18 protein-coding genes are annotated in these 20,851 nt (G+C 40.6%); 15 read left to right on the plus strand and 3 right to left on the minus strand.

Features of this window, described 5'->3' with window-relative positions:
- The first annotated feature begins 478 nt into the window (after positions 1–478).
- From HT685_RS00205 to ftsY, 11 genes are all read left to right on the plus strand, one after another.
- Positions 479–1,810 (plus strand): glycosyltransferase, encoded by a 1,332-nt coding sequence (locus HT685_RS00205; RefSeq protein WP_173251371.1) that lies wholly within the window; start codon positions 479–481, stop codon positions 1,808–1,810.
- Positions 1,811–1,833: 23 nt separating this feature from the next.
- The gene (locus HT685_RS10000) at positions 1,834–2,235 is read left to right on the plus strand and encodes a hypothetical protein (protein WP_240148746.1); all 402 of its coding nucleotides are present in this window, start codon (positions 1,834–1,836) and stop codon (positions 2,233–2,235) included.
- A 62-nt stretch (positions 2,236–2,297) separates the two neighbouring features.
- Complete coding sequence (locus tag HT685_RS10005) at positions 2,298–2,627, plus strand: hypothetical protein (RefSeq protein WP_240148085.1); 330 nt, start codon at positions 2,298–2,300, stop codon at positions 2,625–2,627.
- A gap of 171 nt (positions 2,628–2,798) precedes the next feature.
- Positions 2,799–3,074, plus strand: a complete 276-nt coding sequence (locus tag HT685_RS10010) for a hypothetical protein (RefSeq protein WP_240148084.1) — start codon at positions 2,799–2,801, stop codon at positions 3,072–3,074.
- Positions 3,058–3,762 (plus strand): acylneuraminate cytidylyltransferase family protein, encoded by a 705-nt coding sequence (locus HT685_RS00215; protein ID WP_173251368.1) that lies wholly within the window; start codon positions 3,058–3,060, stop codon positions 3,760–3,762. Before HT685_RS10010 ends, HT685_RS00215 begins: the two co-directional genes overlap by 17 nt.
- Positions 3,759–4,637 (plus strand): glycosyltransferase family 52, encoded by an 879-nt coding sequence (locus HT685_RS00220; RefSeq protein WP_173251366.1) that lies wholly within the window; start codon positions 3,759–3,761, stop codon positions 4,635–4,637. Before HT685_RS00215 ends, HT685_RS00220 begins: the two co-directional genes overlap by 4 nt.
- 160 nt (positions 4,638–4,797) lie before the next feature.
- On the plus strand, positions 4,798–5,496 hold the full coding sequence (rnc, locus tag HT685_RS00225) for a ribonuclease III (RefSeq protein ID WP_173251364.1): 699 nt from the start codon (positions 4,798–4,800) through the stop codon (positions 5,494–5,496).
- A complete protein-coding gene (gene smc, locus HT685_RS00230) occupies positions 5,487–9,026 on the plus strand; it encodes a chromosome segregation protein SMC (RefSeq protein ID WP_173251362.1) in 3,540 nt (1,179 codons plus the stop codon). Before rnc ends, smc begins: the two co-directional genes overlap by 10 nt.
- A complete protein-coding gene (locus HT685_RS00235) occupies positions 9,023–9,817 on the plus strand; it encodes an HAD family hydrolase (RefSeq protein ID WP_173225830.1) in 795 nt (264 codons plus the stop codon). The genes smc and HT685_RS00235 overlap by 4 nt, the downstream gene beginning before the upstream one ends.
- Positions 9,817–10,635, plus strand: coding sequence for a Cof-type HAD-IIB family hydrolase (locus tag HT685_RS00240; protein ID WP_173225832.1), 819 nt, complete (start codon positions 9,817–9,819; stop codon positions 10,633–10,635). The genes HT685_RS00235 and HT685_RS00240 overlap by 1 nt, the downstream gene beginning before the upstream one ends.
- A 3-nt stretch (positions 10,636–10,638) precedes the next feature.
- A complete protein-coding gene (gene ftsY, locus HT685_RS00245; RefSeq protein WP_173225834.1) occupies positions 10,639–11,901 on the plus strand; it encodes a signal recognition particle-docking protein FtsY in 1,263 nt (420 codons plus the stop codon).
- Positions 11,902–11,946: 45 nt separating this feature from the next.
- Here ftsY and zwf read toward each other — a convergent pair whose 3' ends face one another.
- The 3 genes from zwf to HT685_RS00260 all read right to left on the minus strand — a co-directional run bounded on the left by zwf (position 11,947) and on the right by HT685_RS00260 (position 16,490).
- Positions 11,947–13,434 (minus strand): glucose-6-phosphate dehydrogenase, encoded by a 1,488-nt coding sequence (zwf, locus tag HT685_RS00250; protein ID WP_173225836.1) that lies wholly within the window; start codon positions 13,432–13,434, stop codon positions 11,947–11,949.
- 150 nt (positions 13,435–13,584) lie between these two features.
- Positions 13,585–14,325, minus strand: coding sequence for an amino acid ABC transporter ATP-binding protein (locus HT685_RS00255; RefSeq protein ID WP_084887071.1), 741 nt, complete (start codon positions 14,323–14,325; stop codon positions 13,585–13,587).
- Complete coding sequence (locus HT685_RS00260; RefSeq protein ID WP_173225838.1) at positions 14,325–16,490, minus strand: ABC transporter substrate-binding protein/permease; 2,166 nt, start codon at positions 16,488–16,490, stop codon at positions 14,325–14,327. Before HT685_RS00260 ends, HT685_RS00255 begins: the two co-directional genes overlap by 1 nt.
- A 174-nt stretch (positions 16,491–16,664) precedes the next feature.
- Between HT685_RS00260 and HT685_RS00265 the strand changes: the two genes are divergently transcribed.
- From HT685_RS00265 to HT685_RS00280, 4 genes are all read left to right on the plus strand, one after another.
- Complete coding sequence (locus HT685_RS00265; RefSeq protein WP_173225840.1) at positions 16,665–17,618, plus strand: CPBP family intramembrane glutamic endopeptidase; 954 nt, start codon at positions 16,665–16,667, stop codon at positions 17,616–17,618.
- Positions 17,619–17,694: 76 nt separating this feature from the next.
- Positions 17,695–19,683 carry an excinuclease ABC subunit UvrB gene (gene uvrB, locus HT685_RS00270; protein WP_173225842.1) on the plus strand — a complete coding sequence of 663 codons (1,989 nt, stop codon included), beginning with the start codon at positions 17,695–17,697 and terminating at the stop codon, positions 19,681–19,683.
- 9 nt (positions 19,684–19,692) lie between these two features.
- Positions 19,693–20,319 carry an NAD(P)H-dependent oxidoreductase gene (locus tag HT685_RS00275; protein WP_173225844.1) on the plus strand — a complete coding sequence of 209 codons (627 nt, stop codon included), beginning with the start codon at positions 19,693–19,695 and terminating at the stop codon, positions 20,317–20,319.
- Positions 20,320–20,333: 14 nt separating this feature from the next.
- Complete coding sequence (locus HT685_RS00280; RefSeq protein ID WP_173225846.1) at positions 20,334–20,822, plus strand: GNAT family N-acetyltransferase; 489 nt, start codon at positions 20,334–20,336, stop codon at positions 20,820–20,822.
- The last annotated feature ends 29 nt before the right edge of the window (positions 20,823–20,851 follow it).

Raw genomic sequence — 20,851 nt, forward strand, 5'->3', positions numbered from 1 at the left:
CCAGAGCCTAAGCCAGAAAATTCAAATAGTATCCAGCCAGAATCAAAGATATCAGAAGAAAAACTACCAAATACTGGTACAGAAAAAAATACTAATGTATCAACTATGGGATTACTAGCTATGGTAACAGGATTGGCATTAGGGTTATTTAAGAAAAAAGAAGAATCGGAATAATCTCTATGTTATTTTATCTATGTAATCATTCAGGGCATCTATTTAAAGGTCTATTTAATTATTTTCAAATAGATTATTGAGCATGATTTGATTTTTAATAGCTTCTAAATAAAATATTCTATACTGCTATATTTGGAATTTTTATAAGAAATTATTTTATATCGAGATTTGATGATACTGATAGAAAATTATTATTTTAAAGTAACTCTATCAGAACTTCAATTTTAAGAGATGAAAAATCTTTTCTCCCTTTTTGTGAGGGGAGATTTTTCACTTTTGTCAAATGAAAATAGGAGAGAGAAATATGTCAAGAATTATTACGCTTCATGCTTTTACACAAAAGCAAAGATATGGTTATGAAACTACACAATTTTATCGTGCAAAAATAGCAAGGTATTTAGGATGGGATTATCTACAGCTTGTGACAAATCCACAAGTTAGACCTGACTGGAAAGCTGATTTAAAAAAACTTGGATTTTTAGAAAAGGAATTGATTTGTGTTCCTCATAGTTTTTCTGATATAGGGCATGATTCCTTATCGGTTAAGCCTGAAACTCTCAATTTATCAGATGGTGATACGGTTGAACTCACTGCAGATGGTTTTGTCTCTTCTCTTACGTTAGGAGATGGATCAGGTCGTTACTATTATACAAGTGGTCCATTTCTTTTTGAAAGTTTTAAGGAAAAAGAGTTACAGTGGTTTCATAAAAACGGAGACTTAGCACTTGAGGGACGTTTCATAGACCCATTCATAGAACCTTCTCCTGTTTCTATATTCTATCCAGAATATATTTTTAGAAAAGATGGTATTATCTATTCTGAAGAAGATTTGCTTATTACATTTTTAATTGATACAATCAAAGATAAAGATTTAATTATCCGTGATCAGCACATTATACCTAAGCCTAGTCTCTGGAGATATATGGAGAATACTGGAAAAAAATATTATGAAATGATACATTCAAATGTGAAACTAAATCTTTCTAACGCAAATCTAAGAAAAAAGAATAACTATCTAGTTGCAAGTGAATTGCTAACAGAATCATTGCGTCAGCTAGATTATAACGCAATATTTTTAGCTCCCATTTTTACAGAAAAGAAAGGGAAAGTTAAAGAAATCGGTCCTGTTTTAGACTATTGTTTAGTGGGGCATATGGAGGAAATAAAGAATATTGATCTGGTTATTGAAGTTTTTACGGAATTATATAAACGTGGCTCAAATGTTCATATTACCTTTTATGGTGGATCAGAAAAAAGATTACAGCAACTTCGGAATCAGTATAACCTCCCACCAACAATTCAATTAAAAGGAATGGTGGATAATGTTCCCTATAATCAACACCAATGCTATCTGTCTGCTAGTTATACTGAGTTATTTTCAAATGCCTGTGTAGAAGCTTTGAGCCATGGTTTACTAGCCTTGCTATCAGATGTTGATATTGCTCATCGTTTTTACGCCAATCAGTCAAATGCCATTCGTCTCTTCCAGAATAAGGGACAATTGATTCAAATGATAGAAGAGATGGAGCAGGCGAGCTATCGCCAGTCAAATGCAGAAAATATTGCCCTAGCGGCTCACTATTCACTAGGGACAGTGGCCCAAAGCTATCGTGAACTACTAGATAGGGAATTCTAGTTATCCTATTGCTCTATTTCTGCTTGATTTCATGGACTGCTTATCGGAAAAAAGGGAGAGAGGAGGATTATTATCAGGTTAAGAAAGCTGTTCCTGTGACAGTTCTGGCCTTCTCAGTCTTTGCAACCTTGCTCAACCCCATTTCCTTTCTGACTCTGGTGGAGAATGCCTATACAGGCAGGTCATATCTCTGGTTTGCCCAGTTTGGCATCTTTCTAGCCATTCCACTAGCTCATCGCTATTTTCTGCCCCTCTATCAAAAGGGAAACTATGAGATAGCCTATCATCTTTTAGAGGACAAGTTTCAATCGACTGGCATTCGTTCACTGACCTCAGGACTTTTCATCATTTACCAGTTGGGGCGAATAGCAGTGGTGACCTACTTGTTGTCTCAAACCTTAGCGCCCTTTACCCCTATCAATTAGCTGATCTTGTCTGGTTTACTCTTTCTCTTGACGGTCTATTATCTGGCAAGGGGTGGTGTCTTTTGGTTGTGCTGTGGACGGACTTCTTTCAGGGCTTGGTCCTACTGGCTATATTGGCCCTTTTTCTACCAAGAATTACCCAATCTGTTTTAGTCATGAATAGCAGTCAACAGCTATCTCACTTTGCAGAGACGCTGGATGGGAAGACGGTCTTTATCTTAGTTGCAGGAGCAGGTTTTAGTAGCTTGTTTTCCTACGTTTCTTCGCAGTATATTGTCCAACATTTTAACAGCAAAATGGGGCGTCGAAAAATTGGAAAAATCTTATGGCTACAGGGACTATTGTCCTTTGGGATTGTCAGTTTACTCTATCTGATTAGCACCTTTGTTTAGCAGTTTCATCCTGCTGGCTCTCTTGTAGCGGGTCAATCCACTATCTCATCCAGTATGAATGCAATTGTGACCTGCTTGAAGTTGGATTTCACTTGGTCAAAGATTCGCTGGTCACCAAGCCTCCTGTCCTTTGTCATAGCAGGTCTGTCTTGACTTCTCTGCCTCTTACTCATGAATGCAGAAATTTACTCCATCTACGAATGGATTAACGGCTTTATGGGTCTGACACTAGGTGTGATGGGTGGTTTGTACCTCTTGATCCTACTCCTAAAAAGACCGAGCTTACAACTGGCCAAAATCTATCTGGTCTTTAGTCTAGGAGCCTTGTTTCTCTATCATTACAGTGGTTTATTCGCCAACTCCAATACTTGGTTAAATAGCATCATCACCACCCTATCTGCCCTCTTTATTTCATTTCTAGGAAGACTATATGAAAGCAACATCTAAACCCATAGCCGTCATTTTGATCCGTTCGGGTTCACGTGGCTTAGTGGATAAAAATATCAAACCGCTTGCAGGCAAACCCTTGGTATTCTATACTATAGAAGTCGCTCTAGCCTCCAAGCTATTTAGTGAAATCTGGATCTCCTCAGACTCACTAGCCTATCTCGAACTCTGTCATCAAGCCTATCCAGAGATTCATTGTGTCCACAGACCAAAAGAGTTGGCTTTGGCAACAACCTCTAGTTTAGAGACCTTGCGAGACTTTTTACAGCCCTTTGAGGAAGAGCAGGTCTTTGTGAATCTACAGGTGACCTCACCCTTGAGAGAAGTGGAGCACCTCGTCGAGTCCTATCAACTATACTGTCAGTCTGGCGCCGACCATCTGATTTCCTGTGTTATGGCAGACAAGAGTCGTAGTCTTTACTTGCAATTAGCGGAGTCGTCATTTATCCGTCCGCCTCAGGTTTCCAAGCACTATGCTCGGCAGAAAGAACCTGTCTATTACTATCCAAACGGTAGTATCTGGATTTCTCGCAAGGATCGTTACCTACGAGATGAGACCTTTTACACAGATAAGACAGTAGCCTATGAAATGCCCAAACTCTATTCTTATGATATCGACGATGCCTTGGACTTTGAAGTCGTTGAGACCTTGTTACAACATCACCACCTAGGAGAATCAAAGAGATGAAAAATCTTATAATTGCTACAACGCCCTTGCAGGCCAAGATTGCACAGCATATCAAAGGATTCTATCTTGATCAGGACTTTGTTAGCCTTTATGTCAGTCCTGTAAAAAATGCTCGTCAGGAGCATTATGCTAAGAATTTTGACCATGTTCACTATCCTCAGGATGCAGAGGACTTGGCTCAGATTTGTCAGGAGCTTGCTGGCGACTATGACACCATCTTTTATGCTAGCTTTGACAATAGCTTGATTCTGGACTTGGTTGCTAGTTCAAATTACCATCACCTCATGAGTTTTGATGATGGCTATGCGGATATTTACCCTTTGGGAATGTATGCCCTCCCTCTTCAACCTATTCAGGTGGGACCTTTGGGCTTGACCAGAGATGACTTGATTGAGCGGACGGAAAAGCACTATACCCTCTATTGCAGTGACTACCATGTCGTAGCTAGAGAAAAGCTTGTTTATCTGGAGCATTTTTTTGACCTGCCACAAGCACCCGTCTCAAATGGTAAGACGGTCAAGATCCTGTTGGGGCAAAAGTTCTCTGAAGAGGACGATCAGATCTCCATCCGTTTTATCAGTACCTATGCCAAGGCCTTGGCAATTGATCTCTATCTGCCTCATCCCAAGGAAACCTTCACTATTCCAAACGTGACTTACTTGGAGACGGAGCTGATCTTTGAAGATGTCCTAGCCCAACTCATCCAAGAATACGAGTTCGTTCATGTCTATCATTTTACCTCATCCGTTAGCCTGCACCTTAAAGACCTGCCCCATGTGACCATCACGGGCATTTCCCTCCCCTACTACGAGGACCGTCAAAAAGAATTGCGACGCTTAGGTTGTCAGTTTGAAACGATTTCCCTTGGCTGGTAGCTTAAAGTAAATAACTTTTACCCGTTATTCTAATATTTTTCCATTTTAATAGTAGTCGATAAGTTCCCTTTAGTCTCTTGTTTTCTCCCGTTTTAAAGTGACTCAGGGGGCTTTTTTTGATATAATAAAAAGGACTGTTATCAGTTAGAAAGAGGTTGGTATGAAAGAATTACAAACTGTACTTAAAAACCATTTTGCAATCGAATTTGCAGATAAAAAGTTACTGGAGACTGCCTTTACTCATACGAGTTATGCCAATGAGCACCGCCTCTTAAAAATTTCACACAATGAGCGCTTGGAATTTTTAGGAGACGCTGTTCTACAGTTATTGATTTCAGAATATCTGTATAAAAAATATCCTAAAAAGTCTGAGGGTGATTTGTCCAAACTCCGTGCTATGATTGTCCGTGAGGAGAGTTTGGCTGGTTTTGCGCGTGATTGCCAGTTTGACCAGTTTATCAAGCTAGGTAAGGGGGAAGAAAAATCTGGGGGACGCAATCGTGACACCATTCTTGGTGATGCCTTTGAAGCCTTTCTAGGTGCCCTTCTTTTGGACAAGGATGTGGCCAAGGTCAAGGAATTTATCTATCAAGTCATGATTCCTAAGGTTGAAGCAGGCGAGTTTGAGATGATTACAGACTACAAAACCCATCTCCAAGAGTTGCTTCAGGTCAATGGGGATGTGGCTATTCGTTATCAGGTAATTTCTGAAACGGGTCCTGCCCACGATAAGGTTTTTGATGTAGAAGTTCTCGTTGAAGGTAAGAGCATTGGTCAAGGTCAAGGTCGTTCTAAGAAATTAGCAGAGCAGGAAGCTGCCAAAAATGCCGTTGAGAAAGGGCTGGATTCATGTATTTAAAGGAAATCGAAATTCAGGGATTCAAGTCTTTTGCTGACAAGACCAAGGTCGTCTTTGACCGAGGTGTGACGGCAGTCGTTGGACCCAATGGATCTGGAAAGTCGAATATTACAGAAAGTCTGCGTTGGGCTTTGGGGGAGTCAAGTGTTAAGAGTCTCCGTGGGGGCAAGATGCCGGATGTCATTTTTGCTGGAACAGAAAGTCGCAAACCGCTCAATTATGCTTCTGTTGTTGTGACTCTGGATAATAATGATGGATTTATCAAGGATGCAGGTCAAGAAATCAGGGTGGAACGCCATATCTATCGTAGTGGTGATAGCGAATACAAGATTGACGGCAAGAAAGTTCGTCTTCGTGATATTCATGACCTTTTCTTGGATACAGGTTTGGGACGAGATTCCTTCTCTATTATTTCCCAAGGGAAGGTTGAGGAGATTTTTAATTCCAAGCCTGAGGAACGCCGAGCTATTTTTGAAGAGGCTGCTGGAGTTTTGAAATACAAGACTCGTCGAAAAGAAACTGAGAGTAAACTGCAACAAACTCAGGATAATTTAGACCGCTTAGAGGACATTATCTACGAGTTGGATAATCAAATCAAACCTCTTGAGAAGCAAGCTGAGAATGCCCGTAAGTTTTTAGATTTGGAAGGTCAACGCAAGGCTATTTATTTAGACGTGCTGGTTGCTCAAATCAAGGAAAATAAGGCTGAACTAGAGTTGACAGAAGAAGAGTTGGCACAGGTTCAGGAACTCTTGACGAGCTACTACCAAAAGCGTGAAAAATTAGAAGAAGAAAATCAAACTCTTAAAAAGCAACGGCAAGATTTACAGGCTGAAATGGCCAAAGATCAGGGTGGTTTGATGGATTTGACCAGTCTAATTAGTGATTTAGAGAGAAAATTAGCCCTATCGAAACTGGAATCTGAGCAAGTAGCCCTGAATCAACAGGAAGCACAAGCTCGTTTGGCTGCTTTGGAGGATAAGAGAAATTCACTCAGCAAAGAAAAATCTGATAAGGAAAGCTCTATAGCTCTCTTAGAAGAAAATCTAGTCCAAAATAATCAAAAACTCAATCGTTTAGAAGCTGAATTGCTAGCTTTTTCAGATGATCCTGATCAAATGATTGAGCTCTTACGCGAACGCTTTGTAGCTCTTTTACAAGAAGAAGCGGATGTCTCAAACCAACTGACTCGTATTGAGAATGAGTTGGAAAATAGCCGTCAGCTTTCTCAAAAACAAGCAGATCAGCTACAAAAACTGAAAGAACAGCTGGCTACAGCTAAAGAGAAGGCTAGTCAGCAAAAAGAAGAGTTTGAAACTGCCAAGGAGCAGGTTCAGAAATTATTGGCCGACTATCAAGCTATTGCCAAGAAGCAAGAAGAGCAGAAAGCTTCCTATCAAGCTCAACAAAGTCAACTCTTTGACCGTCTGGATAATCTCAAAAACAAGCAGGCCAGAGCTCAGAGTTTGGAAAATATCCTTAGAAATCACAGTAACTTTTATGCAGGTGTTAAGAGTGTTCTCCAAGAAAAAGATCGCCTTGGTGGGATTATTGGTGCTGTTAGTGAGCATCTGAGCTTTGATGTGCATTATCAAACTGCGCTGGAAATCGCGCTAGGAGCCAGTAGTCAGCATATTATTGTGGAAGATGAACATGCAGCAACTAGGGCCATTGATTTTCTCAAACGAAACAGATATGGTCGCGCAACCTTCCTTCCTTTGACAACGATCAAGGCGCGTACGATTTCTAGTCAGAACCAAGATGATATTGCTGCAAGTCCAGGATTTCTGGGCATGGCAGACGAGTTAGTTACTTTCGATACTAGACTGGAAGCCATTTTCAAGAACTTGCTAGCTACGACGGCTATCTTTGATACAGTAGAACATGCGCGTGCGGCTGCTCGACAGGTTCGTTATCAGGTTCGTATGGTGACATTGGATGGGACAGAGTTGCGCACAGGTGGTTCTTATGCAGGTGGAGCCAATCGCCAGAACAACAGTATTTTTATCAAGCCAGAACTGGAGCAATTACAAAAAGAAATTGCTGAAGAAGAAGTAAGCTTGCGTTCTGAAGAGGTGGCTTTGAAGACCTTGCAAGACCAGATGGCAGTATTAACTGAAAGATTAGAAGCTATCAAATCTCAAGGAGAGCAGGCTCGTATTCAGGAGCAGGGCTTATCGCTTGCTTATCAGCAGACCAGTCAGCAAGTTGAAGAACTGGAAACTCTTTGGAAACTTCAAGAAGAGGAATTAGATCGTCTTACTGAGGGAGATTGGCAAGCAGATAAGGAAAAATGCCAAGAGCGCCTTGCTACCATTGCCAGTGAAAAGCAAAATCTGGAAGCTGAGATTGAAGAGATTAAGTCCAACAAAAACGCCATCCAAGAACGCTATCAAAACTTGCAGGAAGAGGTGGCGCAAGCACGCTTGCTTAAGACAGAACTGCAAGGGCAAAAACGTTATGAAGTGGCTGATATTGAGCGTTTAGGCAAGGAATTGGACAATTTAGATATCGAACAAGAGGAAATCCAGCGCCTTCTTCAAGAAAAGGTTGATAATCTGGAGAAGGTTGATACAGAATTGCTCAGTCAACAGGTTGAAGAAGCAAAAAACCAGAAAACAAATCTCCAACAAGGTTTGATTCGCAAGCAGTTTGAGTTGGATGATATTGAAGGGCAACTGGATGATATTGCTAGTCATTTGGATCAGGCTCGCCAGCAGAATGAGGAGTGGATTCGCAAGCAAACACGTGCTGAAGCCAAGAAAGAAAAGGTCAGCGAGCGCTTGCGCCATCTACAAAGTCAATTAACAGACCAGTATCAGATTAGCTATACAGAAGCTTTAGAAAAGTCTCATGAGTTGGAAAATCTCAATCTGGCAGAGCAAGAGGTTAAGGATTTAGAGAAGACTATTCGCTCACTGGGTTCTGTCAATTTAGATGCTATTGAACAGTACGAAGAAGTCCACAATCGTCTGGATTTCCTAAATAGCCAGCGAGATGATATTTTGTCAGCGAAAAATCTGCTTCTTGAAACTATCACAGAGATGAATGATGAGGTCAAGGAACGCTTTAAATCAACCTTTGAGGCCATCCGTGAGTCCTTTAAAGTGACCTTCAAGCAGATGTTTGGCGGAGGTCAGGCTGACTTGATTTTGACTGAGGGAGACTTACTGACAGCTGGGGTTGAGATTTCTGTTCAACCACCAGGCAAGAAAATCCAGTCTCTCAACCTCATGAGTGGTGGGGAGAAAGCCTTATCAGCTCTAGCCTTGCTTTTCTCTATCATTCGAGTTAAGACTATCCCGTTTGTTATCTTGGATGAGGTGGAAGCTGCGCTGGATGAAGCTAATGTTAAACGTTTTGGGGATTACCTCAATCGCTTTGATAAAGACAGTCAATTTATTGTCGTGACTCACCGTAAGGGAACCATGGCAGCGGCTGATTCTATCTATGGAGTGACTATGCAAGAATCAGGTGTTTCAAAGATTGTTTCAGTTAAGTTAAAAGATTTAGAAAGTATTGAAGGATGACAATTAAACTAGTAGCAACGGATATGGATGGAACCTTCCTAGATGGGAATGGGCGCTTTGATATGGACCGCCTCAAGTCTCTCTTAGCTTCCTACAAGGAAAAAGGGATTTACTTTGCGGTAGCTTCGGGTCGAGGATTTCTGTCTCTAGAAAAATTATTTGCTGATGTTCGTGATGACATTATTTTCATCGCGGAAAATGGCAGTTTGGTCGAATATCAAGGTCAGGACTTGTATGAAGCGACCATGTCTCGTGACTTTTATCTGGCAACTTTTGAAAAACTGAAAACGTCACCTTATGTCGATATCAATAAATTGCTTTTAACAGGGAAAAAAGGCTCTTATGTTCTGAATACGGTTGATGAGACCTATTTGAAAGAGAGCCAGCATTATAATGAAAATATCCAAAAAGTAGCGAGTTTAGAAGATATCACTGATGACATTTTCAAATTTACGACCAACTTCACAGAAGAAACGCTGGAAGCTGGAGAAGCTTGGGTCAATGAACATGTTCCTGGTGTTAAGGCCATGACAACTGGCTTTGAATCTATTGATATTGTTCTGGACTATGTCGATAAGGGAGTGGCCATTGTTGAATTGGCTAAAAAACTTGGTATCACAATGGATCAGGTTATGGCTTTTGGAGACAATCTTAATGACTTGCACATGATGCAGGTTGTGGGACATCCTGTAGCTCCTGAGAATGCACGACCTGAAATTTTAGAATTAGCAGAGACTGTAATTGGTCACCATAAGGACCAGTCGGTTATAGCTTATATGGAGGGCTTATAATGGCAGATATAAAATTGATTGCATTGGACTTGGATGGGACCTTGCTGACTACTGATAAAAGGCTGACGGATCGTACCAAGGCAACCTTGAAAGTTGCGCGTGATCGTGGTATTAAGGTTGTATTGACAACTGGTCGTCCCTTAAAAGCTATGGATTTCTTTCTCCATGAGCTAGGGACTGACGGCCAGGAAGATGAGTATACGATTACATTTAATGGTGGTTTGGTTCAGAAAAATACAGGTGAAATCCTTGATAAAACAGTCTTTTCATATGATGATGTGGCACGCTTGTATGAAGAAACAGAGAAATTATCACTGCCTCTTGATGCCATCTCAGAAGGAACAGTTTATCAAATCCAATCAGACCAAGACAGTCTTTATGCCAAATTCAATCCAGCTTTAACTTTTGTACCAGTTGACTTTGAAGACCTTTCTAGTCAAATGACCTACAACAAATGCGTGACTGCTTTTGCTCAAGGACCCTTGGATGCAGCTATTCAGAAGATTTCTCCAGAATTGTTTGAACAATATGAAATCTTTAAATCACGTGAAATGTTGCTAGAGTGGTCACCAAAGAATGTTCATAAAGCAACAGGTTTGGCAAAACTAATCAGTCATTTGGGAATAGACCAAAGCCAAGTCATGGCTTGTGGTGATGAGGCCAATGACCTTTCTATGATTGAGTGGGCAGGGCTCGGTGTTGCCATGCAAAACGCTGTTCCTGAAGTCAAGGCGGTTGCAAATGTTGTGACTCCTATGACCAATGATGAAGAAGCTGTTGCTTGGGCAATCGAAGAATACGTGCTAAAGGAGAACTAAGATATGGGATTGTTTGACCGTCTATTCGGAAAAAAAGAAGAACCTAAAATCGAAGAAGTTGTAAAAGAAGCTCTGGAAAATCTTGATTTATCTGAAGCTACTGAGACTGCCCTTACAGAAGCTGAGGAAGTTTCTCAAGAAGAAGCAGAAGTTGAAATTGTTGAACAAGCTGTGCTCCAAGAAGAGGAAATCCAAGATACAGTTGAAGAAAATAAGAATTTAGAGCCAGTTGTAGAAGTTCAACAAGAAGAAGTCGCAGAGGAAGAGAACCCTGAGCTTGAAGAAGCTGTGGAAGAAAATAATTCTGAAGTGCTTGAACCAGAAACTCCTCAAGCAGAAGAAACCGTTCAGGAAAAATATGATCGCAGTCTTAAGAAGACTCGTACGGGCTTCGGTGCTCGCTTGAACGCCTTCTTTGCTAACTTTCGCTCTGTTGACGAAGAATTCTTCGAGGAATTGGAAGAACTGCTGATCATGAGTGACGTTGGTGTCCAAGTCGCTTCTAACTTAACTGAGGAGCTACGCTACGAAGCCAAGCTCGAAAACGCCAAGAAACCTGACGTACTTCGTCGCGTCATCATTGAGAAATTGGTTGAGCTGTATGAAAAGGATGGCAACTACGATGAAAGTATCCATTTCCAAGATGGCTTGACAGTCATGCTCTTTGTTGGGGTTAATGGTGTCGGGAAAACAACCTCTATCGGGAAACTAGCCCACCGTTTTAAACAAGCTGGTAAGAAGGTCATGTTGGTTGCGGCAGATACCTTCCGTGCAGGAGCAGTAGCACAGCTAGCTGAATGGGGCCGTCGTGTTGATGTTCCAGTAGTAACTGGACCTGAAAAAGCTGACCCAGCCAGTGTGGTTTTTGATGGTATGGAACGTGCCGTGGCTGAGGGTATCGATATTCTTATGATTGATACAGCTGGTCGTTTGCAAAACAAGGAAAACCTTATGGCTGAGTTGGAAAAGATTGGTCGCATCATTAAACGTGTTGTGCCAGAAGCACCCCATGAAACCTTCTTGGCACTTGATGCATCAACAGGTCAAAATGCCCTGGTACAGGCCAAAGAATTTTCGAAAATCACTCCTTTGACAGGAATTGTCTTGACTAAGATTGACGGAACAGCTCGAGGTGGTGTGGTTCTAGCTATCCGTGAAGAACTCAATATTCCTGTAAAATTGATTGGTTTTGGTGAAAAAATAGATGATATTGGAGAGTTTAACTCAGAAAACTTTATGAAGGGTCTCTTGGAAGGCTTAATCTAATCAGAAGCAAAAATCCTGCAAGATACAAACTTGCAGGAAATTTTTTTATTCTAAACGACCATCTTGACGATAGGCGATATCTGGTTGCCAAGTCCATTTGGCACCGAATTTTTCAAGTAAGTCAAAGCTTGCTTGAGGTCCCATGCTTCCAGCTTTATAGTCATGAAGTGGGGCACCATTTTCAGCCCAGAGTTCTTCGATACGGTCAATCAATTTCCATGACGCACCAACTTCATCCCAGTGGCTAAAGTTTGTTGAGTTGTTATTTAAGACGTCATAAATCAATTTTTCGTATGGTTCTGGAGAAGCACCAGTTGCAGTCGCATCTGTACGGTAATCAAGTGAGTTAGGAGCCAAGTTAAATTCTTCTCCTACTTGCTTCCCATTTAGGCTAAGAGAGAAGCCTTCTGTTGGTTGGATATAGATGGTCAAAATGTTTGGAGCAAGTGGTTCTCCAAAGATAGAGTCCATTTGTTTAAAGACGATGTTGACATGAGTTCCTTTTTCAGTCAGACGTTTACCAGTGCGGAAGAAGAAAGGAACACCACGGAAGCGATCACTGTCCACAAAGAAGGCACCAGATGCAAAGGTTTCAGTTGTAGATTCTGGATTCACATTTGGCTCGCTACGATAAGAGATATATTTCATGCCATCAATCTTACCTGAACGGTATTGACCACGGATAAAGTGTTCTTTAAGCTCTTCATCCGTTGGATGATAGAGGTTTTTAAAGACCTTAATCTTTTCGGCACGGATCTCGTCTTTTGTGAAGCTTGCTGGCTTATCCATGGCAAGAAGAGAAAGAAGTTGCAAAGTATGGTTTTGTACCATATCACGGAGGGCACCAGATTGGTCATAGTAGCCACCACGTTCTTCTACACCCAAGCGCTCTGCAAAGGTAATTTGAACATTGTCGATAAAATCCTTGTTCCAAACATTTTCAAAAATCAGGTTTGCAAAGCGAACTGCAAAGATACTTTGGATCATTTCCTTACCAAGATAATGGTCGATACGGAAAATTTGTTCTTCGTTAAATGTTGCCAAGAGTTCGTCATTCAACTTGCTTGCAGTTGCATAATCTGTACCAAATGGTTTTTCAACGATTAAGCGTTCAAAACCTTTACCATCCACAATGTTTTCAGACTTGAGGTGTTTGGCGATAGTTCCAAAGAACTGAGGTGCCATAGACAAGAAGAAGAGCTTGTTGTGTTCAGCTTGGTACTTGTCATTTAGTTCAGCCTGCAATTGACGCAAAGCAATGTAGTGTTCCGTATCATTGACATCATGACTTTGATAGTAGAAGTGGCTAGCGAATTCTTGAGCCTGTTCGGTACTATCTGCCAAATCAAGGATCGATTCGACTACAACAGATTCAAAATATTCCTTACTCCAAGGACGACGGGCAGTTCCAATGACAGCAAAGTGCTCGGAAAGATTGCCGGATTTATATAGTCTAAATAGGGAAGGGTAGAGCTTGCGTTTAGCCAGGTCTCCACTCGCACCGAAAATTGTAACAATAACCTTAGATGACATCTAGCTACCTAATTTCTATTTTTATTCCTAGTCTTGCTAGGTATGAGGAAACCTCATTTCATAAACTTAATTCTAACATAATTTTCCGAAAAATCAAAAAATCCAATACGAGATAGAAAAAAACTGCAAGGAAATCCTTACAGTTTGAGTTTAGACGTTTAAGACCTTATCCAAGAAATCTTTCAGACGTGGGTGTTGTGGGTTGTCAAAGATTTGATCAGGTGTTCCGTCTTCAAGGAACTCGCCATCTGCAGTAAAGATAACGCGGTTGGCAACCTGACGAGCAAATCCCATCTCATGGGTTACGATAATCATGGTCATGCCTTGCTCAGCCAATTCCTTCATAACGTTTAGTACGTCTCCAACCATCTCAGGGTCAAGGGCAGAAGTTGGTTCATCAAAGAGCATGATGTCTGGATTCATTGCAAGTCCACGAGCGATGGCCACACGTTGTTTTTGACCACCTGATAGGCTATCTGGGTTAGCATTAGCTTTATCTGCTAGTCCAACCTTTTCAAGCAATTCCATTCCCAATTTTTCAGCTTCTTCCTTAGTCATCAACTTGTGCTCAATAGGAGCAAAGGTGATGTTGTCCAATACAGACATGTGTGGGAAGAGATTGAAGTGTTGGAACACCATTCCGATATTTTCACGGACGTGGTCAACGTTGGTTGTTTTTTCAGTTAAGTCATAACCGTTCACAGTGATGTGACCGCTAGTAACTTCTTCCAAAAGATTTAGGCTACGAAGGAAAGTTGACTTACCAGAACCTGAAGGACCAATGATACAAACAACATCTCCTTCATAGAACTTGGTCGTAATTCCTTTTAAAACTTCATTTTTTCCGTAGCTTTTGTGTAAATCATTTACATCAATTTTTAATTTTGCCATTAACGAATCCTCTTTTCTAAGCGTTTCGCTAGTTTAGTCAAAAGTGTGATAATTACAAGATAGAAGATAGCAAGGATTGCATACATCTTGAAACTTTGGTAGTTACGGGCGATGATAATCTTGCCAGTTTGGAAGAGTTCAACCAAACCGATAGCAGATACGATGGTTGTATCTTTAAGAGCGATAACGAATTGGTTAACAAAGTTTGGCAACATCAATTTAGTTGCTTGTGGCAAGATAATCTTACGCATGGTTTTTCCATAAGAGATACCCAAGCTTCGGCTGGCTTCCATTTGACCAACCGGAACAGCCTGAATACCACCACGAACGATCTCAGCGATATAAGCAGCCGCATTGAGCGATAGGGCAATGGTACCAGCTACAAAGTCGTTAATTGGACTTTGTTGTCCTGTGATAGACTCGATGAAATTTGGAATTCCCCAGAAGATGAAGGCTGCAAGAATCATCAATGGGATACCACGAATGACATCAACGAAAATCTCAGAGATCACACGAAGAGATTTGTAGGGGCTGACACTAAACATACCGAAGATAATCCCGATGACAATGGCAATAGCAAATGAGATAAGAGCTAGAGCAAGAGTGATACCAAGGCCACTAAGGAGCTGTTTGTAGTTGTTTTGAAGCAAGCCCCAGATAGTTGTTTCGTCAACAGTGCTTGTTGAAGCAGTTGATGACTCACTAGCTAGGTATTTGTCAAGAATCTTTTGGAATTCTCCGTTTGCTTTAAGGTTTGCAAGTCCGTTATTGAACATTTCAATCAGTTCTGGATTTGATCCTTTTTTAACGGCAAAGGCTGTTTCACCGATTGGAGTTCCAGCGATTGGAGTTTTCAATTTTTGTCCTTGGCTGATAGAATATTTGAGAACAGGCTCATCATCCATAACCGCATCGATGGCACCAGTATTTAAACTGTCATACATTGATGAACCATCAGCGAAGGTTTTGATTTTGTAGCCGTATTTGCTTTGATTTTCTGTTAGGAAGGTTTGAGAAGCCGTTCCGTTTTTAACACCAACTGTCTTCCCTTTTAAATCTTCATAAGAAGCAATGGTGCTTGATTCTTTGACACCAAGGATAGTATTGGCAGTGTAGTAGGATTCTGAGAAGTCAAAAGTTGCCTTACGAGCATCTGTGACAGACATACCAGCAATGATACCATCAGCTTGTCCAGCTTGAACAGCACTGATAGCAGCATCGAAACCAGGGTTGGTGATTTCAATTTCAAAACCTTGGTCTTTAGCGATTGCCTTAATCAATTCCATATCAATACCAGTAAATTGGTTACTTGAGTTTTGGAAAACAAAAGGTGCAAAAGAAGAATCGCTGGCAATAATGTATTTAGCTTTAACAGGAATGGCTTTTAATCCTGCTAGAGTAGTTGTAGTTGGCACTGCTGAAGATGATGAAGCAGTCCATTTCTTAATGATTTTATCAAGACTACCATCTTTTTTCATTTCAGCCAAGGCTTGGTTAAATTCAGTAACTAGGTGCTCGTATTTGCTTCCTTTTTTAACACCGAAAGCAAAGCTACCTACAGCTTCCCCATCCATTTCAATATGGAGGTCTTGCCCTTGGTTAATGGCATACTCTATAACAGGTTTGTCATCCATCATGGCATCGATGGCACCAGCACTCAAGCTGTTGTTCATCAAATCACCAGTGTCAAATGTTTTAATAGTGAAGCCGTATTTATCTTTGATTGTTTCAAGGAAACGTTGAGCGGCTGTTCCGTTTTTAACACCAACAGTTTTGCCAGTTAATTGGTCGTACTTGCTAATTTTGTGTGCCTTTGTAGTTGCAATGACAACTTTTGTATCATAGTAAGTATCAGACATGGTGAAGACTTTTTCACGTTCTTTCGTCTTTGTCATCCCTGCCATGATAGCGTCAGCTTGACCAGCTTGAACCGCATTGACCGCTGCATCAAATCCAGGATAGGACATCTGAATATTCCATCCTTTAATCTCTGCGACTTTGTTAATAATGTCAACATCAATTCCTTTATAAGTTTGATCTGAATCTTTAAACTCAAAAGGTGCATAGGCGGTATCAGACACAATCTTAATCGTCTCTGCTTTTGCAATACCTAATGAGAAAATTGGGAATAAAATTAGCAAAAATGCTAGAAATTTTTTCTTCATTTTTAGTCTCCTTTTCCGAATATTTTTCCATTATATCAGAAAAAGTAAAAAAAGGCAAATTTTTATATTTTTGTGTCAGAAAATGTAACATTGTTTTTCTTTTCTTTCTTTCTTGAACTGCTACCACAAAGTGCTATAATAATAGTATATAATAGAAGAAAAGAGGACAGAGATATGAAGAACAAAAGAATATTTAAAGACTTCCAAACTTCAAAAATGAGTTTAAACATTTACACAAGCCCCTTGTTAGCTCTATTTTTCGTCTATATATCTGAGTTCATATCTTCTCTATTTTTTGGCCTTAGTTTTTTAGCATTGATCGGGCTATTTGGCAATCTTGGTATGGGTGGTCAAAGAATTGCAGATTTCCTTCAAATGTTATTTCAGAATTTATCTGATAAAACAAGTGACATCCATTTAATATTTGAATTATTGTCCTTTGGTTTTATCATCTTAACTGTGTTTAGATGGACTAGAAAAGTAGAGAAAAGACCGATTCGAACCTTGGGATTCTATAAAGAAAATTTTTTAAGTGCCTTATTTAAAGGATACGGTCTTGGTCTATCCCTCTTTATACTTGCTTTGGCTGGACTAGTAGTGTTGGGGCAGTATCAATTTGACTCCATTCACTTGGATACTTATTCGCTAGCTTTTACTTTATTTACAATACCTTTTTGGATTTTACAAGGAACGGCAGAAGAATTGGTTACTCGTGCTTGGCTGATTCCACAATTGGCTAAGAGAACTAATCTTAAAGTCGCTATTATCATATCTAGTAGTCTCTTTACCTTACTTCATTTAGGAAATCCAGGCATAACTTTCTTATCTGCAATTGATCTCTTTTTATTCGGAGTTGCCATGTCCCTATATCTTCTTAAAACAGATACTATATGGGGTATAGGTGGTATTCATGGAGCTTGGAATTTCGCACAGGGAAACCTCTTTGGAGTATTAGTTAGTGGTCAGTCTTCAGGAACCTCAATCATGAAATTTACTCCACAAGGCAATCAAGACTGGCTTTCTGGTGGGTCTTTTGGTATTGAGGGTTCCATCGTGTCCAGTATTATTTTGTTTGTGCTGATTCTTTATCTCGCTTATCAATTAAAGAAAGAAAATGAAAGGATGTGACTTCGGTCCGTCCTTTTCTTCGTGAAAATGCTACAAGTATGCTAAAATAGGAATAGCACATCGAGAGAGGATTCTTATGATCAATCGCATTACAGATAATCAATTTAAACTAGTATCAAAATATCAACCATCAGGAGATCAACCCCAAGCTATCGAGCAGTTGGTTGATAATATCGAGGGTGGAGAAAAAGCTCAGATTCTGATGGGGGCGACCGGAACAGGGAAGACCTATACCATGAGTCAGGTCATTTCTAAAGTCAGTAAACCAACTCTGGTCATTGCCCACAATAAAACTCTGGCAGGACAACTTTATGGGGAGTTTAAGGAATTTTTCCCTGAGAATGCTGTTGAGTACTTTGTGTCTTACTATGATTATTACCAACCTGAGGCCTATGTCCCTTCTAGTGATACCTATATTGAGAAGGATAGTTCTGTCAATGACGAGATTGACAAGCTCCGCCACTCAGCTACTTCAGCCCTTCTTGAGCGTAACGATGTTATCGTCGTGGCTTCTGTCTCTTGTATCTATGGTTTGGGTTCGCCCAAGGAATACGCTGACAGTGTTGTGAGTCTGCGTCCAGGTCTTGAAATTTCTCGTGATAAACTCTTGAATGAATTAGTTGACATCCAGTTTGAACGTAATGATATTGATTTCCAACGGGGAAGATTTCGTGTGCGTGGGGATGTGGTGGAGATTTTCCCAGCTTCCCGTGATGAGCATGCCTTTCGAGTAGAATTTTTTGGAGACGAAATTGATCGTATTCGTGAAGTGGAAGCTCTGACAGGTCAGGTATTGGGAGAAGTGGATCATTTGGCGATTTTCCCAGCTACTCACTTTGTGACCAATGACGACCACATGGAAGTTGCCATTGCTAAGATTCAAGCAGAGTTGGAAGAGCAACTAGCTGTCTTTGAAAAGGAAGGCAAATTGCTTGAAGCCCAGCGCTTGAAACAACGGACAGAGTACGATATCGAAATGCTGCGTGAGATGGGCTACACCAACGGGGTTGAAAACTATTCACGCCACATGGATGGACGTAGTGAGGGTGAGCCTCCTTATACGCTCTTAGATTTCTTCCCAGATGATTTCTTAATCATGATTGATGAGAGCCACATGACCATGGGACAAATCAAAGGCATGTACAATGGAGACCGTTCTCGTAAGGAAATGCTGGTGAATTATGGTTTCCGCTTGCCATCAGCTTTGGACAATCGTCCTCTCCGTCGGGAGGAGTTTGAGAGTCATGTCCATCAGATTGTTTACGTTTCAGCGACACCTGGTGACTATGAAAATGAACAGACTGAGACAGTGATTGAGCAAATCATTCGTCCAACGGGACTCTTGGATCCTGAGGTGGAAGTTCGTCCGACTATGGGACAGATTGATGACCTCTTAGGTGAAATCAATGCCCGTGTTGAGAAAAATGAGCGTACCTTTATCACCACTTTGACCAAGAAAATGGCAGAGGACTTAACCGACTACTTCAAGGAAATGGGCATCAAGGTCAAGTACATGCACTCGGATATCAAGACTTTAGAGCGGACAGAGATTATCCGTGACCTGCGTTTGGGTGTCTTTGATGTCTTGGTCGGAATCAACCTCCTCCGTGAAGGGATTGACGTTCCTGAGGTAAGCTTAGTTGCCATTCTCGATGCTGACAAAGAAGGTTTCCTTCGTAACGAGCGTGGACTCATCCAGACCATTGGTCGTGCTGCTCGTAATAGTGAGGGACATGTCATTATGTATGCGGACACTGTGACCCAGTCTATGCAACGTGCTATCGATGAAACGGCCCGCCGTCGCAAAATCCAGATGGCTTATAATGAAGAACACGGTATTGTGCCTCAGACAATCAAGAAAGAAATCCGTGACCTGATTGCCGTGACCAAGGCAGTTGCTAAGGAAGAAGAAAAAGAGGTCGATATCAATAGTCTCAACAAACAAGAACGCAAAGAACTTGTTAAGAAACTGGAAAAACAAATGCAAGAAGCCGTCGAAGTGCTTGACTTTGAACTAGCAGCTCAGATTCGTGATATGATGCTGGAAGTCAAGGCGTTGGATTAGGGGAATTTTATGAATATTTTAGTTATTAATGGACATCCTGATAAAGAAAGTTACTGTCAAGCAATTTTTCAAACGATTGTAGAAAGTATAGACTCAAAGAGACATGAACTTGAAGTGATTAATCTTAATGAGGAAGAGTTTGATCCTGTTTTACGTTATGGTTATCGGCAAAGGATGGAGGACGATCCGTTTATTCTACGCTCTCAATCATTAATCCAGTGGGCAGATCATTTCATTTTTGTTTATCCTATTTGGTGGAGTAGTATGCCTAGTCTATTGAAGGGCTGGATTGATCGTGTTTTTACGCCAGGCATTGCATACTCTGCAAATAATCGAGGAAGCTTTATTTTGAACTACTTGAGAGGTAGACAGTTCAAAAAGTTACTAAAAGGAAAAACAGCTAGTATCTATGCAACTTCTATGGCACCAACTTGGTGGTACAAAGTATTTTCAGGTCCTATTAACATTCCAGACAGTTATGGAATATCGGTATTAAAGAATGCTGTATTGAATCACTGTGGCATAAAAACAAAGAGGGTTTCAATCTTAGGAGAGTTAGGCCGTGAAGTAAATACAAGTTCAACAAGACAAAAATTTCTACAAAAAGTGGCAAAGGAAGTTAGGGTGTTGAATTAAGGAGAAGAAAACAAATGACGGTTATTATCAAATCAATGGAAACTCCTGAAGAGATAGAAGATAAATCCCTCGTTCACTGGCAAACGTGGAGAGAGGCTTATGATAACCTTTTGCCTGCAGAATTTCAGGAGACAATGACATTAGAAAGATGCCGATTCTTTAGTCAAAAGTATCCAGAAAATACATTGATTGCGATGGATGGCGTGAAGGTGGTTGGTTTTATCAGTTATGGTAATTTTCGTGATGAGACTATTCAAGCTGGTGAAATTATTGCTTTATATGTTTTAAAAGACTATTACGGAAAAGGCATTGCACAAAAGTTAGTGAGAGCAGCTTTGACTGCTCTTGATCATTTTTCTGAAATTTTCTTATGGGTATTGAAAGATAATAAGCGCGCCATTGCTTTCTATCAAAAAATGGGTTTTACTTTTGATGGCCAAGAAAAAATCCTTGAACTTGGAAAGCCTATAAAGGAAAAACGGATGGTGTTCTATTCTAAATAATTCTCAAAAGTAAAAGCTAATATGGTACC

This window comes from Streptococcus sp. 5004 (assembly GCF_013276755.1).
Taxonomy (GTDB): domain Bacteria; phylum Bacillota; class Bacilli; order Lactobacillales; family Streptococcaceae; genus Streptococcus.

Bases quoted from the DNA above. Each gene is read 5' to 3' on its own strand.
- HT685_RS00280 (WP_173225846.1), top strand. From the start codon at position 20,334: ATGACGGTTATTATCAAATCAATGGAAACTCCTGAAGAGATAGAAGAT.
- HT685_RS00240 (WP_173225832.1), top strand. From the start codon at position 9,817: ATGGCAGATATAAAATTGATTGCATTGGACTTGGATGGGACCTTGCTG.
- HT685_RS00255 (WP_084887071.1), bottom strand. From the start codon at position 14,325: ATGGCAAAATTAAAAATTGATGTAAATGATTTACACAAAAGCTACGGA.
- smc (WP_173251362.1), top strand. From the start codon at position 5,487: ATGTATTTAAAGGAAATCGAAATTCAGGGATTCAAGTCTTTTGCTGAC.
- HT685_RS00235 (WP_173225830.1), top strand. From the start codon at position 9,023: ATGACAATTAAACTAGTAGCAACGGATATGGATGGAACCTTCCTAGAT.
- HT685_RS00205 (WP_173251371.1), top strand. From the start codon at position 479: ATGTCAAGAATTATTACGCTTCATGCTTTTACACAAAAGCAAAGATAT.
- HT685_RS00220 (WP_173251366.1), top strand. From the start codon at position 3,759: ATGAAAAATCTTATAATTGCTACAACGCCCTTGCAGGCCAAGATTGCA.
- HT685_RS10010 (WP_240148084.1), top strand. From the start codon at position 2,799: ATGAATGCAGAAATTTACTCCATCTACGAATGGATTAACGGCTTTATG.
- HT685_RS00215 (WP_173251368.1), top strand. From the start codon at position 3,058: ATGAAAGCAACATCTAAACCCATAGCCGTCATTTTGATCCGTTCGGGT.
- HT685_RS00260 (WP_173225838.1), bottom strand. From the start codon at position 16,490: ATGAAGAAAAAATTTCTAGCATTTTTGCTAATTTTATTCCCAATTTTC.
- rnc (WP_173251364.1), top strand. From the start codon at position 4,798: ATGAAAGAATTACAAACTGTACTTAAAAACCATTTTGCAATCGAATTT.
- zwf (WP_173225836.1), bottom strand. From the start codon at position 13,434: ATGTCATCTAAGGTTATTGTTACAATTTTCGGTGCGAGTGGAGACCTG.
- HT685_RS00275 (WP_173225844.1), top strand. From the start codon at position 19,693: ATGAATATTTTAGTTATTAATGGACATCCTGATAAAGAAAGTTACTGT.
- HT685_RS00265 (WP_173225840.1), top strand. From the start codon at position 16,665: ATGAAGAACAAAAGAATATTTAAAGACTTCCAAACTTCAAAAATGAGT.
- ftsY (WP_173225834.1), top strand. From the start codon at position 10,639: ATGGGATTGTTTGACCGTCTATTCGGAAAAAAAGAAGAACCTAAAATC.
- uvrB (WP_173225842.1), top strand. From the start codon at position 17,695: ATGATCAATCGCATTACAGATAATCAATTTAAACTAGTATCAAAATAT.